Here is a 20,079-nt window from a genome sequence, read left to right as displayed (position 1 = left end):
GGATCCTCACTCCACATCGACCCAGTCGAGCGTGCGGCCGACGGCTTTCTGCCAGCCCGCGTAGCCCTCGGCACGCTGCTCGTCGCTCCACGACGGCGTCCAGCGCTTGTCTTCGTTCCAGTTCTGCTCCAGCTCGTCGGTCGACCGCCAGAAGCCGACGGCCAGCCCGGCCGCGTAGGCGGCACCGAGCGCGGTGGTCTCGGCGACGACCGGCTTCGACACCGGCACGCCGAGGATGTCCGCCTGCAGCTGCATGCACAGCTCGTTGGCGGTGACGCCGCCGTCGACCCGCAGCACGTCGAGCGTGACGCCGGAGTCGTTCTGCATGGCCTCGACGACGTCGCGGGTCTGGTAGCAGATCGCTTCCAGGGTGGCCCGCGCGATGTGAGCGTTGGTCGTGGCGCGGGTGAGCCCGACGATCGCGCCGCGCGCGTCAGACCGCCAGTACGGCGCGAACAGGCCGGAGAACGCCGGGACGAAGTAGACGCCGCCGTTGTCCTCGACCTGGCGGGCCAGGCTTTCGCTCTGCGCCGCGCCGCTGATGATGCCCAGCTGGTCGCGCAGCCACTGCACGGCCGAGCCGGTGACCGCGATCGAGCCTTCCAGCGCGTAGACCGGCTTCTCGTCACCGAACTGGTAGCACAGCGTCGTGAGCAGGCCGTGCTGCGAGCGGACCAGTTCCTGGCCGGTGTTGAGGAGCAGGAAGTTGCCGGTGCCGTAGGTGTTCTTGGCCTCGCCGGGCCGGAAGCAGACCTGGCCGACGGTGGCCGCCTGCTGGTCGCCGAGGACGCCGGTGATGGCGACCTCGCCGCCGAGCGGGCCGTCCGCGCGGGTGGTGCCGAAGAAGCCCGGGTTCGACGACGGCCGGATCGTCGGCAGCATGGCGCGCGGGACGTTGAAGAACGACAGCAGCTCGTCGTCCCAGTCCAGGGTTTCGAGGTCCATCAGCATGGTCCGCGACGCGTTGGTCGGGTCGGTGACGTGCACGCCGCCGTCCGGTCCGCCGGTCAGGTTCCAGATGAGCCACGAGTCGGTGGTGCCGAAGAGCGCGTCGCCCTTCTCGGCGTCCTCGCGCACGCCGTCGACGTTCTCGAGGATCCACTGCAGCTTGCCGCCGGAGAAGTACGTCGCGGGCGGCAGGCCGGCCTTGCGGCGGATGACGTCGCCCTTGCCCTCCCGCTCCAGCGCCGAGGCGATGCGGTCGGTGCGGGTGTCCTGCCAGACGATCGCGTTGCCGTACGGGCGGCCGGTGCGGCGGTTCCACACGACGGTGGTCTCGCGCTGGTTGGTGATGCCCAGCGCGGCCAAGTCACTGTGCGCCAGGTTGGCCTTGTTGAGCGCGGTCGCGATGACCGAGCGGGTGCGTTCCCAGATCTCGGTGGCGTCGTGCTCGACCCAGCCCGGCTTGGGCAGGATCTGCTCGTGCTCGAGCTGGTGGCGGGCGATTTCGTTGCCGCCGTGGTCGAAGATCATGAAGCGGGTGCTCGTGGTGCCCTGGTCAACGGCGCCGACGTAGTCAGGCATCGGGGTACTCCTCACTCAGTTGGCGGGCTCGAGGTCCTTGGCGGGCATGGCGTCGAGCGGGTCCCCGGCGGGCAGGAAGCGCTCGATCAGGTACTTGTAGATCGCGCCACCGACGAGGGCGCCGATGATCGGGCCCACGATCGGGATCCACCAGTAGGGGAAGCCGTACTGGTCGGACCACGCCGTGTCGTAGCCGGTCAGCCAGGACGCCAGGCGCGGGCCGAAGTCGCGGGCGGGGTTGATCGCGTAGCCGGCGTTGGTGCCCCAGGCCATGCCGATGGCGACGACGAGGAAGCCGACGACGACCGGGGCCAGGTTCGCGCCCGGCGAGGTGTTGCGCAGGTCGGTGATGGCGAACAGGACGATCAGCAGGATCGCGGTGCCGATGATCTGGTCGCGGAAGGCGCCCCAGTCACCCACCGGGAGCGTGCCGTTGCCCGGCAGGGTGGAGAAGACGCCCTGGGTCTTGATCGTGAGACCGGGGTCCTTGGCGTTGAGCACCTCGGTGTAGTTCCAGCGCACGAGCATCGCGGCGAGGAACGCGCCGGCGGTCTGCGCGAGGGCGTAGGGAGCGACCTTGCGCCACTCGAAGCCCTTGAACACCGCGAGCGCGATGGTCACGGCCGGGTTCAGGTGGGCGCCGCTGATCCGCGAAGCGACGTAAACACCGAGCGTGACGCCGAGCCCCCAGGCCCAGGCGATGCTGTCGTGGTCCCCGATGCCCGCGGCGGCGACCTGCGCCACCACCCCGCACCCGAACAGGATGAGGATCATCGTGCCCACGAACTCGGCGGCCATCTCGCCGCCGAGCCCGTGGGCTTTGAGGTTTCGCACCATTGCTTTCCTCCACAAAGGACCTTGTCCCCCTACTGGTGGAGTGAAGTTAAGTTCGCATTTCCGGCCGGTCAACGGACGGCGGTCGGCATTGTCGAACGGCCGATGTGGATGTTCGACATTGTCGAATCAGGGCCGGTCGGGTTAGGTTGGGGCCGTGCCCGGTCCGATCCAGTCCATCGAGCGCGCCGCCGCGATCCTGCGGTTGCTGGCGCGCGGCTCGGGCCGTCTGGGTGTCGGCGAGATCGCGGAATCGCTGGAGCTGGCCAAGGGCACGGCGCACGGGATCCTGCGCACGCTGCAGGGCGTCGGGTTCGTCGAGCAGGACCGCGACTCGGGCAAGTACCAGCTCGGCGCGGCGCTGCTGCACCTGGGCACGAGCTACCTGGACGTCAACGAGCTGCGCTCCCGCGCGATCAACTGGGCGGACGCGCTGGCCGCGCGCAGCGGCGAGGCCGTCCGGATCGGCGCACCGCTGGAGGGCCGGGTGCTCGTGGTCCACCACGTGTTCCGCCCGGACGACAGCCTGCAGACCCTCGACGTCGGCACGCTGCTGCCGCTGCACGCGACGGCGCTCGGCAAAGTCCTGCTGGCCTACGACACGACGTTGAAGGCCGACCTGGAGTCCTACACGCGCCGGACGCTGGTCACCCAGACCGCGATCAAGCGCGCGTGTGCGAAGGTACGGGAGGCGGGCTGGGCGGCCGAGAACGGCGAGATGATCTCCGGCGAAGCGGGGATCGCGGCCCCGATCCGCGGCCACGGCGGCATCGTGGTCGGCGCGATCGGGGTGTCCGGCGCGGTGGAGCGCATCTGCGAGCCGGACGGCAGCCCGAGCCCGCGGCTGCTGGGCCACGTCCGCGACGCGGCCCGCGCGGTGTCGCGGGACCTGGGCGCGTCCCGATGGTGAAGGGAGGACCATGGTCCAGCGGTACGTGATGTCCATCGACCAGGGCACCACCTCCACCCGGTGCATCCTGTTCGACGCCCGCGGCCGGCTCGTCTCGGTCGTGCAGCGCGAACACCAGCAGCACTTCCCGCGGCCCGGGTGGGTCGAGCACGACGCCGTCGAGATCTGGCGGAACCTGTCGCGGATCGTGCCGCAGGCGCTGGCCGACGCCGGGGCGAGCGCGGAGCAGGTCGTCGGGCTCGGGATCGCCAACCAGCGCGAGACCACCGTGCTGTGGGACCGGCGGACGGGTAACCCGGTCGGGCGCGCGATCGTCTGGCAGGACACCCGCACCGACGCCATGCTCGAACAGCTCGCCCGCGAGCCCGGCGCCGACCGCGTGCGGCAGCTGTGCGGGCTGCCACTGGCGACGTACTTCTCCGCGCCGCGCATCCGCTGGCTGCTCGACCGCACCCCCGGCCTGCGCGAACGCGCCGAGCGCGGCGACGTCCTGTTCGGCACCATCGAGAGCTGGCTGATCTGGAACCTCACCGGCGGTGCCGAGGGCGGCGTGCACGTCACCGACGTCACGAACGCTTCGCGCACCATGCTGATGAACCTGCGCACGCTCAGCTGGGACGACGAGCTGCTCGACTTCTTCGACGTCCCGCGCGCGATGCTGCCGGAGATCCGGTCCTCCACCGAGGTCTACGGCACCACTTCGCGCGTGGTCCCCGGCATCCGCATCGCGGCGGCGCTCGGCGACCAGCAGGCCGCGCTGTTCGGCCAGACGTGCTTCGCGCCCGGCGAGGCGAAGTGCACCTACGGCACGGGCAGCTTCCTGCTGCTCAACACCGGCCCGACGCCGGTGCTGTCCACCCACGGCATGCTCACCACGGTCGGCTTCAAGATCGGCGACGAGCCCGCGGTGTACGCCCTCGAAGGCTCGATCGCCGTCACCGGGTCGCTCGTGCAGTGGTTCCGCGACGGGCTGGAGCTGATCGGCAGCGCGCCGGAGATCGAAACGCTGGCCCGGACGGTCGAGGACAACGGCGGCTGCTACATCGTGCCCGCGTTCTCCGGGCTGTTCGCGCCGCACTGGCACAGCGAGGCCCGCGGGGTGATCGCCGGCCTGACGTCGTACATCACGAAGGGCCACCTCGCGCGGGCGGTGCTGGAGGCGACCGGCTGGCAGACCCGCGAGGTCGTCGACGCGATGAACGCCGACTCCGGGCTGGCGCTCTCGTCGCTGAAGGTGGACGGCGGGATGACCGCCGACAACCTGCTGATGCAGTTCATCGCCGACGTCCTCGACGTCCCGGTGGTCCGCCCGATGGTCGCGGAGACGGTGTCCCTCGGCGCGGCCTACGCGGCCGGGCTGTCCGTCGGGTACTGGCCGGACCTGGAGGGACTGCGCCGCAACTGGCACCGTGCCGGCCAGTGGCTGCCGGCGATGGACCCGGCCCGCCGCGCCACCGAGTACGGCCACTGGCGCCAGGCGGTCGAGCTGACGTTCGGCTGGATGCGGCCGGGCCCGACCGCCGCCGCGCCCGGGTCCGACCTGGTCGAGGTGCTGCTGGCCGACCACCGCCGGTTCGAGCAGCTGCTGCGCGACCTCCGCAACGCGGAAGCGGACCGCCCGGCGCTGGTCGCGGAGCTGGCGGCCCTGCTGGTGGCCCACGCGACGGCGACCGAGCGGATCGTCCGGCCGGACTCGCCGGGTTCCCCGTTCGGCGACGACCTTTTGGCCGTACTGGAGAGCGAGGACTTCGAGAAGGCGTTGCCGCACTTGGAGAACATCGTGGACGCGCACGTGCGTGGTGAAGAACGCGGGCTGCTGAACGACTTGCGCCGCTCGATGTCCACTTCGGATCGTACCGGGCTGGGGCGGGCGTTCGTGGCGGAACGCCGCCGTCAGCTGGACCTGGACTGCGGAACCGCCGACCACATCCGCGAACTCGGCGACCGGCTCACGCTTTAGCCCGCCCGCAGGCAGCGGCTGCTCTCCCGCACCACCAGCTCCCCCTCGACCGTCCCCCGCACCGGAGCCGTGACACCCTCGATCCGGGCCACCAACGCCGCCAGCGTCTGACGGCCCGCCGCCACGAAGTCCTGCCGCACCGTCGTCAACGGCGGCGCGAAGTAAGCCGCCTCCGGAACGTCGTCGAAGCCGACCACATGGGCGTCGCGCGGGACACGCATCCCCGCTTCGGAAAACGCCGCGAGCAAACCCAGTGCCATGTGGTCGTTGGCCGAGAACACCGCCTGCACACCCGGTTCGGCCGCCAGTGACTGGCCCGCTCGATATCCGGATCTCGCGGACCAGTCGCCGCGGACCACCGGGGGTACCTCGGCTCCGTGGCGCTCCAGGGTTTCGCGCCAGCCGCGCTCGCGGGCGCGGGCCGCCGGGCCGTCTTCGGGGCCGCCGAGGTGCCAGACCGTCAGGTGGCCGAGGTCCAGGAGGTGCTCGGTCGCGCGGCGGGCGCCCGCGTACTGGTCGGTCGAGGCGGCCGGGACGAGCGGGATCGGGGCCGGGTCCGGGACGTACCGCGCGTCCAGCACCACGATCCCCGCCACGCCTTGCAGCCGGAGCCCGGCCACCGCGGCCGACACCGCCGCGTCGCCGGGGCCCGGGACGCTGAAGACGTTCAGCGCGTACCCCTGCTCGCGGGCGGCCGCGCGGAGGCCGTGCAGGGCCGGCCCGGACGCGGTGGCCCCGGTCGCGATCACGCCGAGCGTGCCGCGCCCCCGGCGGGCGAGCGGGGGGCCGTCGTCCAAGGGCATGGGTCGATGTTAGCGATCACACCGGCAGACGTGAACTTCGTTCACCTTCCATAAATAACGAAACGGTAACGCGCGAATCGGCGCTTGAACCGCCCCTCGACGGGAGCCGTTTCTGCCAGTGCCGGAACCAGTGCCCCGGACGCGGTGGCACTCCCCCGGGTTCCGCGCGTCTCCCCACCGGGCACGCAGCTGCACTCCAGCGCGCCCGGAAAACCGAACGAGGTGACCATGGCCCGGAAAACCACCCGCACTCCCGCCACGGGCAGGCATCGCATCACCCGCCGCACGAAGATCGCGACCGGCGGTCTCGCCCTCGCGCTCGCCGTCGGCGGCATCGTCGTCGCGACCACCGCCGGGCGCACCGGCGAGGCCAGCGCCGACGAGGCCGATCCGTCGTTCTTCCTCGACATCGCGAAGGTCCCCAGCGGTGTTAACGTGAACAAAGCGCTGCAGAGACAAGGCGCGCGCGGCACGTTCACCGTCGACTGCGGCCGCAACGAAAACCAGCACTTCAACCCCGACAACTTCATCGCCCAGCCGGGCATCAAGAACGGTGCCCAGCACCTGCACGACTACGTCGGCAACCTGTCGACGAACGCCGACTCGAACAACAAGAGCCTGGTCAAGGCCGGGACGACATGCAAGAACGGCGACAAGTCCGCCTACTTCTGGCCGGTCGTGCGCATCGACACCGGCGACGAGGAGAAGAACCCGCCCGCGACCCAGCCCGACCGGGCCGGCAGCGCGAAGGACAAGGCGAGCACCCAGGTCGACTGCCCCGACGTCGCGAGCAAGCTGCCCGACGTCCCCGACCAGGCCATGGACGAGGTGAACCGCAACCTCGACCTGCTCGACACGCAGATCGACGAGGCGAACAAGCGGATCGCGAACGGCGACCTCAAGACGCCGCAGGACATCCAGAACGCCGTCGTCGGCCCGCTCAAGGACAAGCGCGCGGCGACGATCGACCGGATCGCCATCGCGATCGGCCGCCGCGCGGCGAAACCCACCAACCTGGGCGGGCTCGCCGCGTGCGTGCTCAAGCAGAACGGCCAGGGCGGGCTCGACAACGGCGGCCAGAACAGCACCGGCCAGCCCGCGGAACTCCCCGGCGTAAACGACAAGAACGAAGTGGCCGGCAACGACGGCGAGATCCAGCGGGTCCGCTCGGCGACGATCACGTTCACCAGCGGCGGCGCGAGCAAGGTCGTCGCGATGCCGCAGTTCCTCCGCATCCTCTACGGCGACGCCAAGCAGAGCACCAACGGCCCGGCCAACGCCCGGCCCAGCTGGACGTGCACCGGGTTCGAGGACCGGCTGACCGACCACTACCCGATCTGCCCGCAGAACAGCCGGGTCGAGCGGATCCACGCGTTCCCGAACTGCTGGGACGGCAAGAACATCGACAGCGCGAACCACCGCACGCACATCGTGTTCGCCGACCAGCGGGGCAAGTGCCCGCAGGGCTTCAAGAACGTGCCGCAGCTGGTCATCAAGCTGGTCTACGACATCCCGCACGACGTCCAGGTGAAGGGCCAGTACAAAGTGGACGCCTTCCCGCAGGAGAGCCACAACCCGCGCTCGGACCACGACGACTTCGCCAACGTCATGGGCCAGCGCCTGATGAACCAGGTGGTCAACTGCATCAACACCGGCAAGCGCTGTTCGCAGTAGCGAGTCAGGACGAAGTGACGGAATAGCTGTTCGCGGCGAAGTCCAGTCCCCCGGCGGACGAGGTGATCTCGAAGCCGAACTGGACTTCGCCGAGCGTCACGTCACCGAACCACCCGCGGGCACGGATCCAGTTCAGCACCGCGAGAACGTCGACCGTGCCCGCGTCGGTGTTCGACGTGCGCACGAACGAGAACACCGCGTTCGAGCCGTTCGATCCCTTGTAGACGTCCCAGGTGTGCCCGCCGACCGTCGCGGTGGTCTGCTTGCTGCCGAGCGGGCCCACCGCGCCCTGCTTGTTCATCCACAGCATCGTTTCGTAGGCGTTGTTGTCCGCCCAGATGTCGTACGCGGTCTCGTAAGCGCCACTGCCGGGACGGCTGACGTTGAAGCTGCTCGACACCTTTCCGAGCGCGCTCAGCTTCTTGCCGACGTTCTTCGCCGAATGCGGGTACGACTTCACGCCGCCGGTGTTCGGCTGATCCGACCAGACACCCCAGTTGGAATACGAATTCGCCCAGATGGTCTGCGGGCCGGCGCCACTGCCCCAGACGTCGTTGCGGACGGTGTAACCGCCGTTGGACCAGGTCGCCCATTTGTCCGAAGACGACCACGTCGCAGCTGTTGCGACACCGGCCGAAGTGGCCACCGAAGCGGCCACGGTCAAGGAAACCACAAGGGAACGCACGACTTTGTGCATGGGATGGGTCCTCCACTGGTGAGGGAATCACCAGCACTATGACCGTCCCGTTAGCACCCGGTCAAGCATTTCGAGAAGTTCGAAAAGGGGCTTTCCCCGCAACGGGGGAAAGCCCCTTTTCGGCGAATGGACCTCAGGAGGCCGCGCGGCGTTTCGTCCAGATGTCGTACGCTACGGCCGCCAGCAGCACGACGCCCTTCACCAGCATCACCCGCTCGCTCGGTGCGCCGATCAGGGACATGCCGTTGTTGATGACCGCCATGATCAGGCCGCCGGTGATTGCGCCGACCACCTTGCCGACGCCGCCCTGGACCGCCGCGCCGCCGATGAACGCCGCCGCGATCGCGTCCAGTTCGAAGTTGACGCCCGCCGTCGGACCCGCCTGGTTGAGCCGGCCCGCGAAGATGATCCCGGCCAGCGCCGCCAGGACGCCCATGTTGACGAAGATCCAGAACGTCACCGACTTGACCTTGACGCCCGAGAGCGTCGCGGCCTGCAGGTTGCCGCCCACGGCGTAGATGTGCCTGCCGAACACCGACTTCCCGGCCACCAGCGAGTAGCCGAGCACCAGCGCCGCCAGCAGGATCAGCACCCAGGGCAGGTTCTTGAACCGCGCCAGCTGCACGACCAGCGCGAGCACCAGTACGGCGATCCCCACGATCTTCAGGACGAACACTCCGAACGGGTCGACGTCCTGGCCGTAGCCCAGCCGCGCCGAGCGCTTCCGCCACTGCGTGAACGCGATCCCGGCCACCGCCGCGACGCCGGCGAGCAGCGACACCAGGTCGGCGCCGCCGAGCGGGCCGAGGCCGATGTTGCCGAGGTAGCCGTCGGTGAAGCCGTTCGACAGCGTGCGGATGGCGTCCGGGAACGGCCCGATGCCCTGGTTGCCCAGCACCGTCAGGGTCAGCGCCCGAAACGCCAGCATGCCGGCGAGCGTCACGATGAACGCCGGGATCCCGAAGTAGGCGACCCAGTAACCCTGCCACGCGCCGATCACCGCGCCGACGACGAGGGTGATCAGCACCGCCCAGAACCACGGCAGCTGCCAGTTCACCATCAGCACCGCCGACACCGCGCCAGTCATCGCCACGACCGAACCGGCCGAGAGGTCGATGTGCCCGGAGATGATCACCAGGATCATCCCGATCGCGAGGATCAGCACGTAGCTGTTCTGCACGATGATGTTGGAGATGTTCTGCGGTTCCAGCAGCGCGCCGCCGGTGAGCACCTCGAACAGCACCACGATCAGCGCGAACGCGACGTAGATACCGCTCTGGCGCGGGTTGATCGAGATCCGCCGGGCGGAGCGCTCGGCCGGGGGCGCGGCGGGCCGCGCTTCGGTCGTGGTCATTGCCGTTCCTTGGTCATGTACTGCATGAGCAGTTCCTGGGTGGCTTGTTCGCGGGTCGCCTCGCCGGTGATCCGGCCCGCCGAGAGCGCGTAGATCCGGTCGCAGAGCCCGAGCAGCTCCGGCAGCTCGGAGGAGATGACCAGCACGGCCTTCCCCTGCGCGGCCAGCTCGTTGATGATCGTGTAGATCTCGAACTTCGCGCCGACGTCGATGCCGCGGGTCGGCTCGTCGAGGATCAGCACGTCCGGGTCGGTGAAGATCCACTTGGCCAGCACGACCTTCTGCTGGTTGCCGCCGGAGAGCTTCCCGGTGACGCTGCGCACGGACGGTGCCTTGATCCGCAGGTCGCGGTGGTAGCGGGCGGCCGTGTCGTGCTCGGCGTGTTCGTTCACCCACCCCCGCTTCGCCAGCTTGCCCAGCCCGGCCGCGGACACGTTGCGCTGGATGTCCTCGATCAGGTTGAGCCCGTAGCGCTTCCGGTCCTCGGTGGCGTAGGCGATGCCGTGGCGGACGGCGTCCTGCACCGACCGGACGTCGATCTCCTTGCCGTGCTTGATGATCCGCCCGGAGATGTCCTTGCCGTAGGACCGGCCGAACACGCTCATCGCGAGCTCGGTGCGGCCCGCGCCCATCAGCCCGGCCAGGCCGACGATCTCCCCGCGCCGCAGCGAAAGCGACGCGTTTTCGACGATCACCCGGCCGGCCTGGGTCGGGCTGTGCACGGTCCAGTCCTCGATCCGCAGCACCTCTTCGCCGATGTCCGGTTCCCGGGGCGGGAACCGGTGCTCGAGGTCGCGCCCCACCATGCCGGTGATGATGCGTTCCTCGGTCAGCCCGGCCGCGTCCAGCGTCTCGATCGTCTTGCCGTCGCGCAGGATCGTGACGGTGTCGGCGATCGCGGTCACCTCGCCCAGCTTGTGCGAGATGATCACGCAGGTGACGCCCTCGTCGCGCAGCCCGCGCAGCAGGTCGAGCAGGTGGGCCGAGTCGTCGTCGTTGAGCGCCGCGGTGGGCTCGTCGAGGATGAGCAGCTTCACCTCTTTGGACAGCGCTTTCGCGATCTCGACGAGCTGCTGCTTGCCGACCCCGAGCTCCTGCACCGCCCGCGTGGCGTTTTCGGCGAGGCCGACGCGCCGCAGGAGCGCGTCGGCCTCGTGGTTGGTGCGGTTCCAGTCGATCCAGCCCCGCTTGTGCTGCTCGTTGCCGAGGAAGATGTTCTCCGCGATCGACAACTGGCCGCACAGCGCGAGTTCCTGGTGGATGATCACGATCCCGCGCCGCTCGCTGTCGCGCACCGACCCGAACTCGCACCGCTGCCCGTCGAAGGTGATCTCGCCGTCATACGTCCCGTGGGGGTAGACGCCCGAAAGCACCTTCATCAGGGTGGACTTCCCGGCGCCGTTTTCCCCGCAGATCGCGTGGATCTCCCCTTGGCGCACGGAAAGCGTGACGTCGGACAGCGCCTTGACCCCGGGGAAGGTCTTGGTGATCCCGCGCATGCCGAGTAGTTCGGTCATTTCAGCTGACCTGCCGTGTAGTAGCCGGAGTCCACCAGCTCCTTCTGGTAGTTGGACTTGTCCACGGTCACCGGCTGCAGCAGGAACGACGGGACGACCTTCTTGCCGTTCTCGTAGTCCGTGGTGTTGTTGACCTCGGGCTTCTGTCCCTTGAGGACGGAGTCGGCCATCTTGACGGTGGTGTCGGCCAGCTTGCGGGTGTCCTTGAACACCGTCGAGTACTGCTCACCGGCGATGATCGACTTGACCGAGGCGACCTCGGCGTCCTGCCCGGTGACGATCGGGTAGGGCTGGCCGGCGGTGCCGTAGCCGTTGCTCTTCAGCGCCGACAGGATGCCGATCGACAGGCCGTCGTACGGCGAAAGCACGCCCGCGACCTTCGCGCCACCGGTGTAGGTCTTGGTGAGCAGGTCCTCCATGCGCCGCTGCGCGGTGGCCGGGTCCCAGCGCAGGATGGCCGCGCGGGCGAAGTCGGTCTGCCCGCTCTTGACGACCAGCTTGCCGCTGTCCATCAGCGGCTTGAGGACGGACATCGCGCCGTTGAAGAAGAAGGTGGCGTTGTTGTCGTCCGGGGAACCGGCGAACAGCTCGACGTTGAACGGCCCCGGGCCGTTACCCAGGCCCTTGACCAGCGAGTTCGCCTGCTCGACGCCGACCTTGAAGTTGTCGAACGTGGCGTAGTAGTCGACGTTCGGCGAGTTGCGGATCAGCCGGTCGTAGGCGATGACCGGGATCTTGCGGTCGGCCGCCTCCTGCAGCTGGGTGGTGATGGCGGTGCCGTCGATCGAGGCGATGACCAGCAGCTTGGCGCCCTTGGTGATCTGGTTCTCGATCTGGTTCACCTGGGTGGGGATGTCGTTCTCGGCGTACTGCAGGTCGACCTTGTACCCGAGCTTCTCCAGCGCCGACTTGATGTTGTCGCCGTCGTGGATCCAGCGCTCCGACGACTTCGTCGGCATCGTGACGCCGACCAGGCCGCCCGCCGCGCTCGTGCCGGACGGGGCCGCCTGGTCCGCGGTCTTCTGGCTCGAGCCGCACGCGGACAACGTGAGCACGAGCCCCGCGGCCGCGAGCGCCGCGATTCCTCTGGTGAACTTCATTGTTCCGTATTCCTTTCTCAGAAACCCTGGGCGAGGCGGTGGTACGCCTGGTTCCAGCGGATGCGGTCGGCGAAGTCGTGCGGCGTGGTGTCCTTGTCGATCACCAGCAGCTCGACGCCGAGCAGGTTCGCGAAGTCGCGAAGGGATTCGGTGCTCACGGCCTGGGTGAGCACGGTGTGGTGCGGGCCGCCCGCGGTGATCCACGACTCCGCGGACGTCGACAGCGACGGCGCCGGCTCCCAGACCGCCCGCGCCACGGGCAGGTTCGGCAGCGGCTCGTCCGGCGCGACGACCTCGATCTCGTTGGCCACCAGGCGGAACCGGTCGCCGAGGTCGACCAGGCCCAGCGTGACGCCAGGGCCGGGCTTGGCGTCGAACACCAGCCGGACCGGGTCCTCGCGGCCGCCGATGCCGAGCGCGTGGATCTCGCACGACGGCTTCGCGGCGGCGATGCTAGGGCAGACTTCGAGCATGTGGGCGCCGAGGATCTTCGGCGTGCCCGGCCCGAAGTGGTAGGTGTAGTCCTCCATGAACGACGTGCCCCGGTCGGACCCGACGCTCATCGCCTTGACCGCGGCCAGCAGCGCCGAGGTCTTCCAGTCGCCTTCGCCGCCGAAGCCGTAGCCGTCGGCCATCAGCCGCTGCACGGCCAGGCCGGGGAGCTGGCGCAGGCCGCCGAGGTCCTCGAAGTTCGTGGTGAACGCGCCGAAGCCGCCGTCGGCGAGGAACTTCCGCAGCCCGGCTTCGATCTTCGCCGCGTAGCGCAGCGACTCGTGCCGCGCTCCCCCGGCCGCCAGGTCCGGGACGACGTCGTAGTCCTCGGCGTACCGGGCCACGAGCGAATCCACATCGGACACCGAGTCCACGACCTCGACCAGGTCGTTGACGCCGTAGGTGTTGACCGAGACGCCGAACCGCAGCTCCGCCTCGACCTTGTCCCCCTCGGTGACGGCGACGTCGCGCATGTTGTCGCCGAACCGGGCCAGCCGGAGGTTGCGCAGGTGGTCGGCGCCGATCGCGGCCCGCGCCCACGCGTCGATCCGCGCCACCACGGCCGGGTCGGACACGTGCCCGGCGACGGTCTTGCGCGGCACGCCGAGGCGCGTCTGGATGAACCCGAACTCGCGGTCGCCGTGCGCGGCCTGGTTGAGGTTCATGAAGTCCATGTCGATGGTGGACCACGGCAGGGCTTCGTTGAGCTGGGTGTGCAGGTGCAGCAGCGGCTTGCGCAGCGCGTCCAGCCCGGTGATCCACATCTTCGCCGGCGAGAAGGTGTGCATCCACGCGATCACGCCGACGCAGGCCGCGTCGGCGTTGGCTTCCTGCAGGACGCGCCGGATGGACGCGGACTCGGTCAGCACCGGCTTGCCGACGATCTCGGCGGGGAGCCCGCCGGAGGCGGCCAGCAGCTGCTGGATGCGCAGGGACTGGCCGGCGACCTGTTCGAGGGTCTCCTCGCCGTAGAGGGCCTGGCTCCCGGTGAGGAACCAGAGCTGGGGTTTCGACGCGCGGGTCATCGTTCTCCTCGATATCAGTGCTGGCCGTAGACGTTCTGGTACCGGGCGTAGAGCCGGTCGACGTCCTCGGGCGGCAGGGGTTCGGGCGTGCCCAGCTCGAAGGCCTTGTGGACGGTGCGGGCCACGTCCTCGACCATCACCGCGGCCTTGACGGCGTCGCGGGCGGTGCGGCCGACGGTGAACGGCCCGTGGTTGCGCATGAGCACGGCCGGCGACCGGCTCGCGCGAAGCGTTTCGACGATGCCGCGGCCGATGGAGTCGTCGCCGATCAGGGCGAACGGCCCGACCGGGACCTCCCCGCCGAACTCGTCGGCGATCATCGTGAGCACGCACGGGATCGGCTCGCCGCGCGCGGCCCACGCCGTCGCGTACGTCGAGTGCGTGTGGACGACGCCGCCGACCTCGGGCATGTGCCGGTAGACGTAGGCGTGCGCGGCGGTGTCCGACGACGGCGCGAGGTCGCCGTGCACGAGTTCGCCGTGCAGGTCGGTGACGACCATGCTTTCGGCGGACAGGTCGTCGTAGGACACCCCCGAGGGCTTGATGACCATCAGGTCGCGGCCGGGCACGCGCGCGGAGACGTTGCCCGCGGTCCAGATGACCAGCGCGTTGCGGGTCAGCTCGCCGTGCAGGTTCGCCACGGTCTCCCGCAGTTCCGCGACGGTGTCGAGCACTTCGTCGGTCAACGACATCAGGACCGTCCCTTCGCGATTTCACGGCGGCGGGCGGCGAGCCGGTGCATGACATCGTTGCCGCCACGGCCGAAGTAGTCGTGCAGCGTCGTGTATTCGGCGTACAGCTCGTCGTAGGCGGCGACGTGCGCGGGCACCGGCTGGTAGACCGCGCGCCGCACGGAGCCCATCGCCGCGGCGGCCGCGCGGATGTCCGCGTGGGCTCCGGCGGCGACGGCCGCGTGCATGGCCGAGCCGAGCGCGGGGCCCTGCTCGGAGCCGATGACCGACAGCGGCAGGTTGGTGACGTCGGCGTAGATCTGCATGAGCAGCGCGTTCTTGACCAGCCCGCCCGCGATGATCAGCTCGGTGACCGGGACGCCGGCCTCGCCGAAGGTCTCGATGATCTTGCGGGTGCCGAACGCCGTGGCCTCCAGCAGGGCGCGGTAGACGTCTTCGGGGCGGGTGGCGAGGGTCTGGCCGACGATCACGCCGGACAGCTCGTGGTCGACGAGCACCGACCGGTTGCCGCTGTGCCAGTCCAGCGCGACGAGCCCGTGCTCGCCGATCTCCTGCTGCGCGGCGAGCCGGGTGAGCTCGTCGTGGCCGGCCGGCGCGAAGTGCTCGGTGAACCAGCCGAAGATGTCGCCGACGCCGCTCTGCCCGGCTTCGTAGCCCCAGAGCCCGGTCACGATCCCGCCGTCGACGACCCCGCACATGCCGGGGACCTCGCGCAGGTCGGCACCGTTCATCACGTGGCACGTCGAGGTGCCCATGATCGCGACCATCTGGCCGGGCTCGACGGCGTTCGCCGCGGGGGCGGTGACGTGCGCGTCGACGTTGCCGACGGCGACCGCGATGCCTTCGGGCAACCCGGTCCACGCCGCCGCTTCCGCCGACAGCGACCCCGCGCGGGCACCCAGCTGCCCCAAGGGGTGTTCGAGCTTGTCGGCCACGAAGGACTCGAAGCCCGGCGCCAGCTCGCGGAGGAAGTCGCGGCTCGGGTACTGGCCGTCCTGCAGGATGCCCTTGTACCCGGCGGTGCACGCGTTGCGGACGTAGGTCCCGGTCAGCTGCCAGACGATCCAGTCGGCCGCTTCGACCCAGTGCCGCATGGCGCCGTAGACCTCGGGCGCCTCTTCGAACACCTGGAGTCCCTTGGCGAACTCCCACTCCGAGGAGATCAGCCCGCCGTAGCGCGGCAGCCACTTCTCGCCGCGGGTGCGGGCCAGCTCGTTGATCCGGTCGGCCTGCGGCTGGGCCGAGTGGTGCTTCCACAGCTTCACGTACGCGTGCGGGTCGCCTTCGAACCCGGGCAGCTCGCACAGCGGCGTGCCGTCCGCGGTCGTCGGCACCATCGTGCACGCGGTGAAGTCGGTGCCGATGCCGATGACGTCGCCCGCGTCGGCACCCGCGTCCCGCAACGCCGCCGGGACGGCTTCGCGGAGCACTCCGACGTAGTCCGCGGGCACCTGCAGCGCCCAGTCCGGCGGCAGCGCACGACCGGTGGCGGGCAGCGTCTCGTCGAGCACTCCGTGCGGGTACTCGAAGACCGCGCTGCCCAGCTCGGCGCCGTCGGCCACGCGCACGACCACCGCGCGGCCCGACAGCGTGCCGAAGTCGACGCCGACGGTTAGTGGTTCTCCCACGGTGTCCTCTCTCCTGGTGTTGTTCAGCGGCCGGTCATGACCAGGGTGGTCACGGAGTTGGCGGGCAGGGTCAGCTTCGACGTCGCGGCCAGTCCGGTGAGCTCCCTGGTCTGCGGCACGATGGCGGCCGGTGCGGCGAGGGTGTTGCGTCCCGCCGGGTCGCCGGTGAGCGTGGTGAGCGTCCCGGTGCCGTCGACCGCGGTGACGCCGGTGAGCGCCAGCCGCGCGGTCTGCACCTGCCCGGCCGGGTTGACGAGCTTGACCGTGAACGTCTTCCGGCCGTTCTTGGTGGTCACGTTGACCACCTGCCGCAGCGGGCTGCCCTGGTTGAGGCGGCTGGTCACGATCTGCTTGCCGAGGGTGCTGGAGAACATCTGCTGCACCCAGTACGACGGCGAGCCGTAGCTGCTCCCGGCGTCGAAGCCGATCAGGTTCACCGGCCAGTTGGCCTGGTTTTCCTGCACCAGCACCGGCGCGTACATCGAGCCGATGACGACGTCGCTGTTGCGTTCGAGCCCGGTCAGGAACGCGGCTTCGCCGATGGCGGCGGCCAGGGTGCCGGTGGGCCGGCCGTCCTGGGCGCCGTACTCGCCGACGAGGATGTCCGGGCCGGAGCGGTCCGCGGTGTCGTAGCGCGTCGAGTTGTCGGTGAACCACTGCGGCGACTGGTAGTAGTGGTCGTCCGCGGCGTCCGGGCGGACCCCGGTCGGCGTGCTCGACGCGGCCCCGCCCTGCAGGCCGCCGGTCGTGGCGATGACCGTCAGCTGCGGGTACTTCGCCTTGATGGCGTTGTACATGTCGGTGAAGCGCCAGGCGTAGGAGCCGGAACCGTCGAACCAGTCCTCGTTGCCGACCTCGACGTAGTGCAGGTCGAACGGCGCCGGGTGCCCGTCGGCGGCCCGCTTCGCGCCCCACGTCGTGGTGGCGTCGCCGATGGCGTATTCGATCTCGTCGAGCGCTTCCTGGACGTACTGCGGGTAGTCGGCCTGGTCGACGTGCTGACCGTTCAACGTGTAGCCGGCGAACAGGGCCAGCAGCGGCTGGGCGCCGATGTCCTCGGACAGCTTGAGGTAGTCGAGGATGCCGAAGCCGTCGGTGGACCAGTAGCCCCACGCGGTGTTCTGGTGGCCGGGCCGCTCCTCCGGCTTGCCGATGGTGTTCTTCCAGGCGAACCGGGTGTCGAGGGTGTTGCCTTCGAGGTAGTTGCCGCCCGGGACGCGGAACAGGCCGAGCTTCATCGCGGCGAGCTTCTGCCCGAGGTCGAGGCGGACGCCGTGGTTCTTGAAGGTCGGCGGGAACAGCGAGACCTGCTGGAACCAGGCGTCACCGGCCAGCGCCGTCTTCCCCTTGTTGACCAGGGAGACGACGATCCGGTTGTCGGTCGACGCGGCGATGGTCGACGGCGTGGTGAAGCTGAACGTCTGCTGCGTCCACGCGGGCCCGACCGGCTGGACGTCCTTGCTCGCCAGCACGGTGCCGTCCGGTTTCTCCAGGGTGACCCGGACCGCGCCGGTCCACGCGCCCTTGCCGAAGAAGCTGCCGGTGTACTTCGTGCCCGGTTTCGCGGCGACGCCGTAGTAGCCGACGTTGGCCGCGGCCACGCGCCCGCCCGCCGGGACCGCGTCGGCGTGCAGCTTCAGCGACCGGTCCAGTGCGGTGTTGAGCGGCGTGGCGGTGTCGATCGTGTAGCTGCCGGTGGCGCCCGGCGAGGTGACCAGCGACCAGTACGGGACCGGGGTGTCACCAGCGCCGCTGCCGCGCTGGTAGGCCTCCTTGAAGGTGCGGTTGCGGACGAGTTCCGCGTACAGCCCGCCTTCGACGGAGTGGCTGATGTCCTCGAGGATCGAGCCGTAGGTGGTCGGGCGGGTGTTGGCGCGGACGACGTTGGCGTCCACGGCCAGCTGGTTGGCGCCCGCGAGGGTGCCGATCTGGGCGGCGGTGAGCGGGAAGCGGCGCAGCTCCAGCTCGTCGACCGCGCCGGTGAACCCGGCGCCGACCGTCAGCGGCGCGGCCGCGGTCCCGGACACCGGGCAGGCCGAGACGTCCAGGGTGGTGCCCGACGGCGTGCCGCAGGTGCTGGTGACCGTGGCCGCGTCGCCGTCGGCGTAGACGGTGAGCCGCTGGGAGGCGCGGTCGAGGACGACGGCGGCGTGGTGCCAGTTGCCGTCGGCGAGACCGCCGCCGGTGGTGGTCACCTGGAGGGTGCCGACGCGGGCGGTGAGCTTGCCGCCGGTCACGCCGAGCGCGTACCCGTCGCCGTGGTCGGCCAGGGTGCCGTCCGCGGTGGTGCGGAACCAGGCGGCCAGCGAGAGCGAGCCGGTGCCGGTGTCGAACGCGGGCGAGGTACCCATGTCCACAGTGGACTTGCCGCCGAGCTGGACGGCCTTGCCCGCCGCGCCCGCGGTCCAGGTGGCTCCGCGAAGCGTGCCGTCGGCGGCGTTCGCGCTCGCGTCACGGGCGATCGTGCCCACGCCCTCGTCGAAGTGCCACGATCCGCTGGCCGCCAGCGCGGCGACGGCGGAGGAGGTCAGCGGGGTCGGGTACGCGCGGACGTCGTCGACTCCCCCGGCGAACCAGTCGGCCGGGCTGCCGGCCCACTTGCCGCGCCCGATGACCAGGTGCCCGGAGGCGGTCCACGGCGTCGCGAACGGAACGCTCTGCTGCAGGGTTCCGTTGACATACAGGGAAAGCGTGCCGGCCGCGCGGTTGTAGACGCCGACGAGGTGCTGCCACTGATCAGCCTGCGCGGGCAGCGTCGACACCGCCGAGGACGACGCCGTGTCGCCGTCGCCCGCGCGGCGGGTGAAGGCGAACCGGCTGTCGGCGGCGCGCTGGAGGTAGAACCCGCTGATCGTCGAGCCGTCGACGCTCACCGCGGTCCGGAAACCCGTGGCCGCCGAGGGCTTCACCCAGGCGGACACCGAGAAGCTCTGCGCGGTGTCGACGACCGGAGCCGGAGCCTCGACCGCGGCATCGGTGCCGTTGAGGGCGACGCCGTGGGTGCCGACGACGCCGTCGCCCCAGGTCGCGCCGCCGGTCAGGGTGGCGGTGCGCGCGTCGAGCGAGTCGTCGGCCGCGGTGGTGCCGGTGCCCTCGTCGAGGGTCCAGTGCCCGGCGATGGCCAGGCGGGCGGCGTCGGCCGCGGTGAGCGCGCCGGAGTAGGCCCGGACGTCGTCGATCGTGCCGTCGACGTAGTCCACCGGGTTGCCGCCGTACTTGCCCCGGCCGATCACCAGGTGACCGGTGCCGGCCCAGCCCGCGGGCGCGGCCACCGTGGCCTGCCGGGTGCCGTCCACGTACAACGACAGCGTTGACACCGCCGCGTCGAACACCCCGGTGAGCTGGTACCACTGGCCGGCGACCGGGTCGAAGTTCGCCGAGGCGACGACCCCGTCGGCGGGCGCGTCCCCGGCGAGGCGGGTGAAGGCGAAGCGGCGCGAGTCGTCGCGGAACTGCAGGAAGAAGTTGCTGACCTGGTTCCCGTCGACGCTCACGAAAGTCTGGAAGCCCGAGGTCTTGTCGAGCTTGACCCAGCTGCTCACGGAGAAGCTCTTGGTGGTGTCCAGCACCGGCGCGCCGGCGTCGGCGAACCCGCTCGTGCCATCGGTCGTCAGCGCGCCGCCGCGGATGCCGGGTGCCCAGCCCGCGCCGGCGTTCAGGGTCGCGGGGTGGTCCCCCGCGCTGTCGGCGGCGGTGGTCCCGCTGCCTTCGTCGAACGTCCAGTGCCCGGCGAGCGCCGGGTCGGCGTCCGCCGCCCCCGCCGCGGTCACGGGCAGGGCGGAGAACAAGGTCAGAGCCGCCAGCACGGCCAAGGGCCGCCGGATTCTGCGGAGCATGCCTCTCCTTCGAGTGTGAGCGCTCACAGTGCG

14 protein-coding genes are annotated in these 20,079 nt (G+C 70.2%); 3 read left to right on the top strand and 11 right to left on the bottom strand.

What is annotated here, in order from left to right; genetic code table 11:
- Window positions 1-6: 6 nt before the first annotated feature.
- Together glpK (H4696_RS07690) and H4696_RS07685 are read right to left on the bottom strand one after the other, a co-directional pair.
- On the bottom strand, window positions 7-1,524 hold the full coding sequence (glpK, locus tag H4696_RS07690; protein ID WP_086864599.1) for a glycerol kinase GlpK: 1,518 nt from the start codon (window positions 1,522-1,524) through the stop codon (window positions 7-9).
- Between the two features lie 15 nt (window positions 1,525-1,539).
- Window positions 1,540-2,361, bottom strand: a complete 822-nt coding sequence (locus H4696_RS07685; RefSeq protein ID WP_086864600.1) for an MIP/aquaporin family protein — start codon at window positions 2,359-2,361, stop codon at window positions 1,540-1,542.
- 154 nt (window positions 2,362-2,515) lie between these two features.
- Here H4696_RS07685 and H4696_RS07680 point away from each other — a divergent pair, with 154 nt between their 5' ends.
- The gene (locus H4696_RS07680; RefSeq protein ID WP_086864601.1) at window positions 2,516-3,268 is read left to right on the top strand and encodes an IclR family transcriptional regulator; all 753 of its coding nucleotides are present in this window, start codon (window positions 2,516-2,518) and stop codon (window positions 3,266-3,268) included.
- Between the two features lie 10 nt (window positions 3,269-3,278).
- Window positions 3,279-5,228, top strand: coding sequence for a glycerol kinase GlpK (gene glpK, locus H4696_RS07675; protein WP_086864602.1), 1,950 nt, complete (start codon window positions 3,279-3,281; stop codon window positions 5,226-5,228).
- Here the strand turns inward: glpK (H4696_RS07675) and H4696_RS07670 are convergent.
- Window positions 5,225-6,031, bottom strand: coding sequence for a substrate-binding domain-containing protein (locus H4696_RS07670; RefSeq protein ID WP_086864603.1), 807 nt, complete (start codon window positions 6,029-6,031; stop codon window positions 5,225-5,227). The genes glpK (H4696_RS07675) and H4696_RS07670 overlap by 4 nt on opposite strands.
- Window positions 6,032-6,259: 228 nt before the next feature.
- Between H4696_RS07670 and H4696_RS07665 the strand changes: the two genes are divergently transcribed.
- The gene (locus tag H4696_RS07665; protein WP_086864604.1) at window positions 6,260-7,705 is read left to right on the top strand and encodes a DUF1996 domain-containing protein; all 1,446 of its coding nucleotides are present in this window, start codon (window positions 6,260-6,262) and stop codon (window positions 7,703-7,705) included.
- 4 nt (window positions 7,706-7,709) lie between these two features.
- Here the strand turns inward: H4696_RS07665 and H4696_RS07660 are convergent, their stop codons facing one another.
- From H4696_RS07660 to H4696_RS07625, 8 genes are all read right to left on the bottom strand, one after another.
- Window positions 7,710-8,402 carry a glycoside hydrolase family 12 protein gene (locus H4696_RS07660; protein WP_086864605.1) on the bottom strand — a complete coding sequence of 231 codons (693 nt, stop codon included), beginning with the start codon at window positions 8,400-8,402 and terminating at the stop codon, window positions 7,710-7,712.
- 133 nt (window positions 8,403-8,535) lie between these two features.
- The gene (gene mmsB, locus H4696_RS07655) at window positions 8,536-9,756 is read right to left on the bottom strand and encodes a multiple monosaccharide ABC transporter permease (RefSeq protein ID WP_086864606.1); all 1,221 of its coding nucleotides are present in this window, start codon (window positions 9,754-9,756) and stop codon (window positions 8,536-8,538) included.
- Entirely contained in the window at window positions 9,753-11,273 is a 1,521-nt protein-coding gene (gene mmsA, locus H4696_RS07650; protein ID WP_086864607.1) for a multiple monosaccharide ABC transporter ATP-binding protein, read from the bottom strand. The genes mmsB and mmsA overlap by 4 nt, the downstream gene beginning before the upstream one ends.
- The gene (gene chvE, locus H4696_RS07645) at window positions 11,270-12,373 is read right to left on the bottom strand and encodes a multiple monosaccharide ABC transporter substrate-binding protein (RefSeq protein ID WP_086864608.1); all 1,104 of its coding nucleotides are present in this window, start codon (window positions 12,371-12,373) and stop codon (window positions 11,270-11,272) included. Before chvE ends, mmsA begins: the two co-directional genes overlap by 4 nt.
- Before the next feature lie 17 nt (window positions 12,374-12,390).
- Window positions 12,391-13,890: an L-arabinose isomerase gene (gene araA, locus H4696_RS07640; RefSeq protein WP_086864609.1), complete on the bottom strand. Its 1,500-nt coding sequence runs from the start codon at window positions 13,888-13,890 to the stop codon at window positions 12,391-12,393.
- Window positions 13,891-13,904: 14 nt separating this feature from the next.
- Window positions 13,905-14,582, bottom strand: a complete 678-nt coding sequence (locus H4696_RS07635) for an L-ribulose-5-phosphate 4-epimerase (protein ID WP_086864610.1) — start codon at window positions 14,580-14,582, stop codon at window positions 13,905-13,907.
- Window positions 14,582-16,210: a ribulokinase gene (gene araB / locus H4696_RS07630; protein WP_086864611.1), complete on the bottom strand. Its 1,629-nt coding sequence runs from the start codon at window positions 16,208-16,210 to the stop codon at window positions 14,582-14,584. The genes H4696_RS07635 and araB overlap by 1 nt, the downstream gene beginning before the upstream one ends.
- A gap of 23 nt (window positions 16,211-16,233) precedes the next feature.
- Window positions 16,234-20,046, bottom strand: coding sequence for a LamG-like jellyroll fold domain-containing protein (locus H4696_RS07625; protein WP_086864612.1), 3,813 nt, complete (start codon window positions 20,044-20,046; stop codon window positions 16,234-16,236).
- Window positions 20,047-20,079: the final 33 nt, after the last annotated feature.

This window comes from Amycolatopsis lexingtonensis, assembly GCF_014873755.1.
Classification (GTDB): domain Bacteria; phylum Actinomycetota; class Actinomycetes; order Mycobacteriales; family Pseudonocardiaceae; genus Amycolatopsis; species Amycolatopsis lexingtonensis.
The sequence above is the reverse complement of the archived record's forward strand: the minus strand, read 5'-3'. Positions and strand labels throughout refer to the sequence as shown.

Coding starts and splice junctions, on each gene's coding strand:
- chvE (WP_086864608.1), bottom strand. CDS start 12,373: ATGAAGTTCACCAGAGGAATCGCGGCGCTCGCGGCCGCGGGGCTCGTG.
- H4696_RS07670 (WP_086864603.1), bottom strand. CDS start 6,031: ATGCCCTTGGACGACGGCCCCCCGCTCGCCCGCCGGGGGCGCGGCACG.
- H4696_RS07665 (WP_086864604.1), top strand. CDS start 6,260: ATGGCCCGGAAAACCACCCGCACTCCCGCCACGGGCAGGCATCGCATC.
- mmsB (WP_086864606.1), bottom strand. CDS start 9,756: ATGACCACGACCGAAGCGCGGCCCGCCGCGCCCCCGGCCGAGCGCTCC.
- mmsA (WP_086864607.1), bottom strand. CDS start 11,273: ATGACCGAACTACTCGGCATGCGCGGGATCACCAAGACCTTCCCCGGG.
- H4696_RS07635 (WP_086864610.1), bottom strand. CDS start 14,582: ATGTCGTTGACCGACGAAGTGCTCGACACCGTCGCGGAACTGCGGGAG.
- H4696_RS07685 (WP_086864600.1), bottom strand. CDS start 2,361: ATGGTGCGAAACCTCAAAGCCCACGGGCTCGGCGGCGAGATGGCCGCC.
- H4696_RS07625 (WP_086864612.1), bottom strand. CDS start 20,046: ATGCTCCGCAGAATCCGGCGGCCCTTGGCCGTGCTGGCGGCTCTGACC.
- glpK (WP_086864599.1), bottom strand. CDS start 1,524: ATGCCTGACTACGTCGGCGCCGTTGACCAGGGCACCACGAGCACCCGC.
- araA (WP_086864609.1), bottom strand. CDS start 13,890: ATGACCCGCGCGTCGAAACCCCAGCTCTGGTTCCTCACCGGGAGCCAG.
- glpK (WP_086864602.1), top strand. CDS start 3,279: ATGGTCCAGCGGTACGTGATGTCCATCGACCAGGGCACCACCTCCACC.
- H4696_RS07660 (WP_086864605.1), bottom strand. CDS start 8,402: ATGCACAAAGTCGTGCGTTCCCTTGTGGTTTCCTTGACCGTGGCCGCT.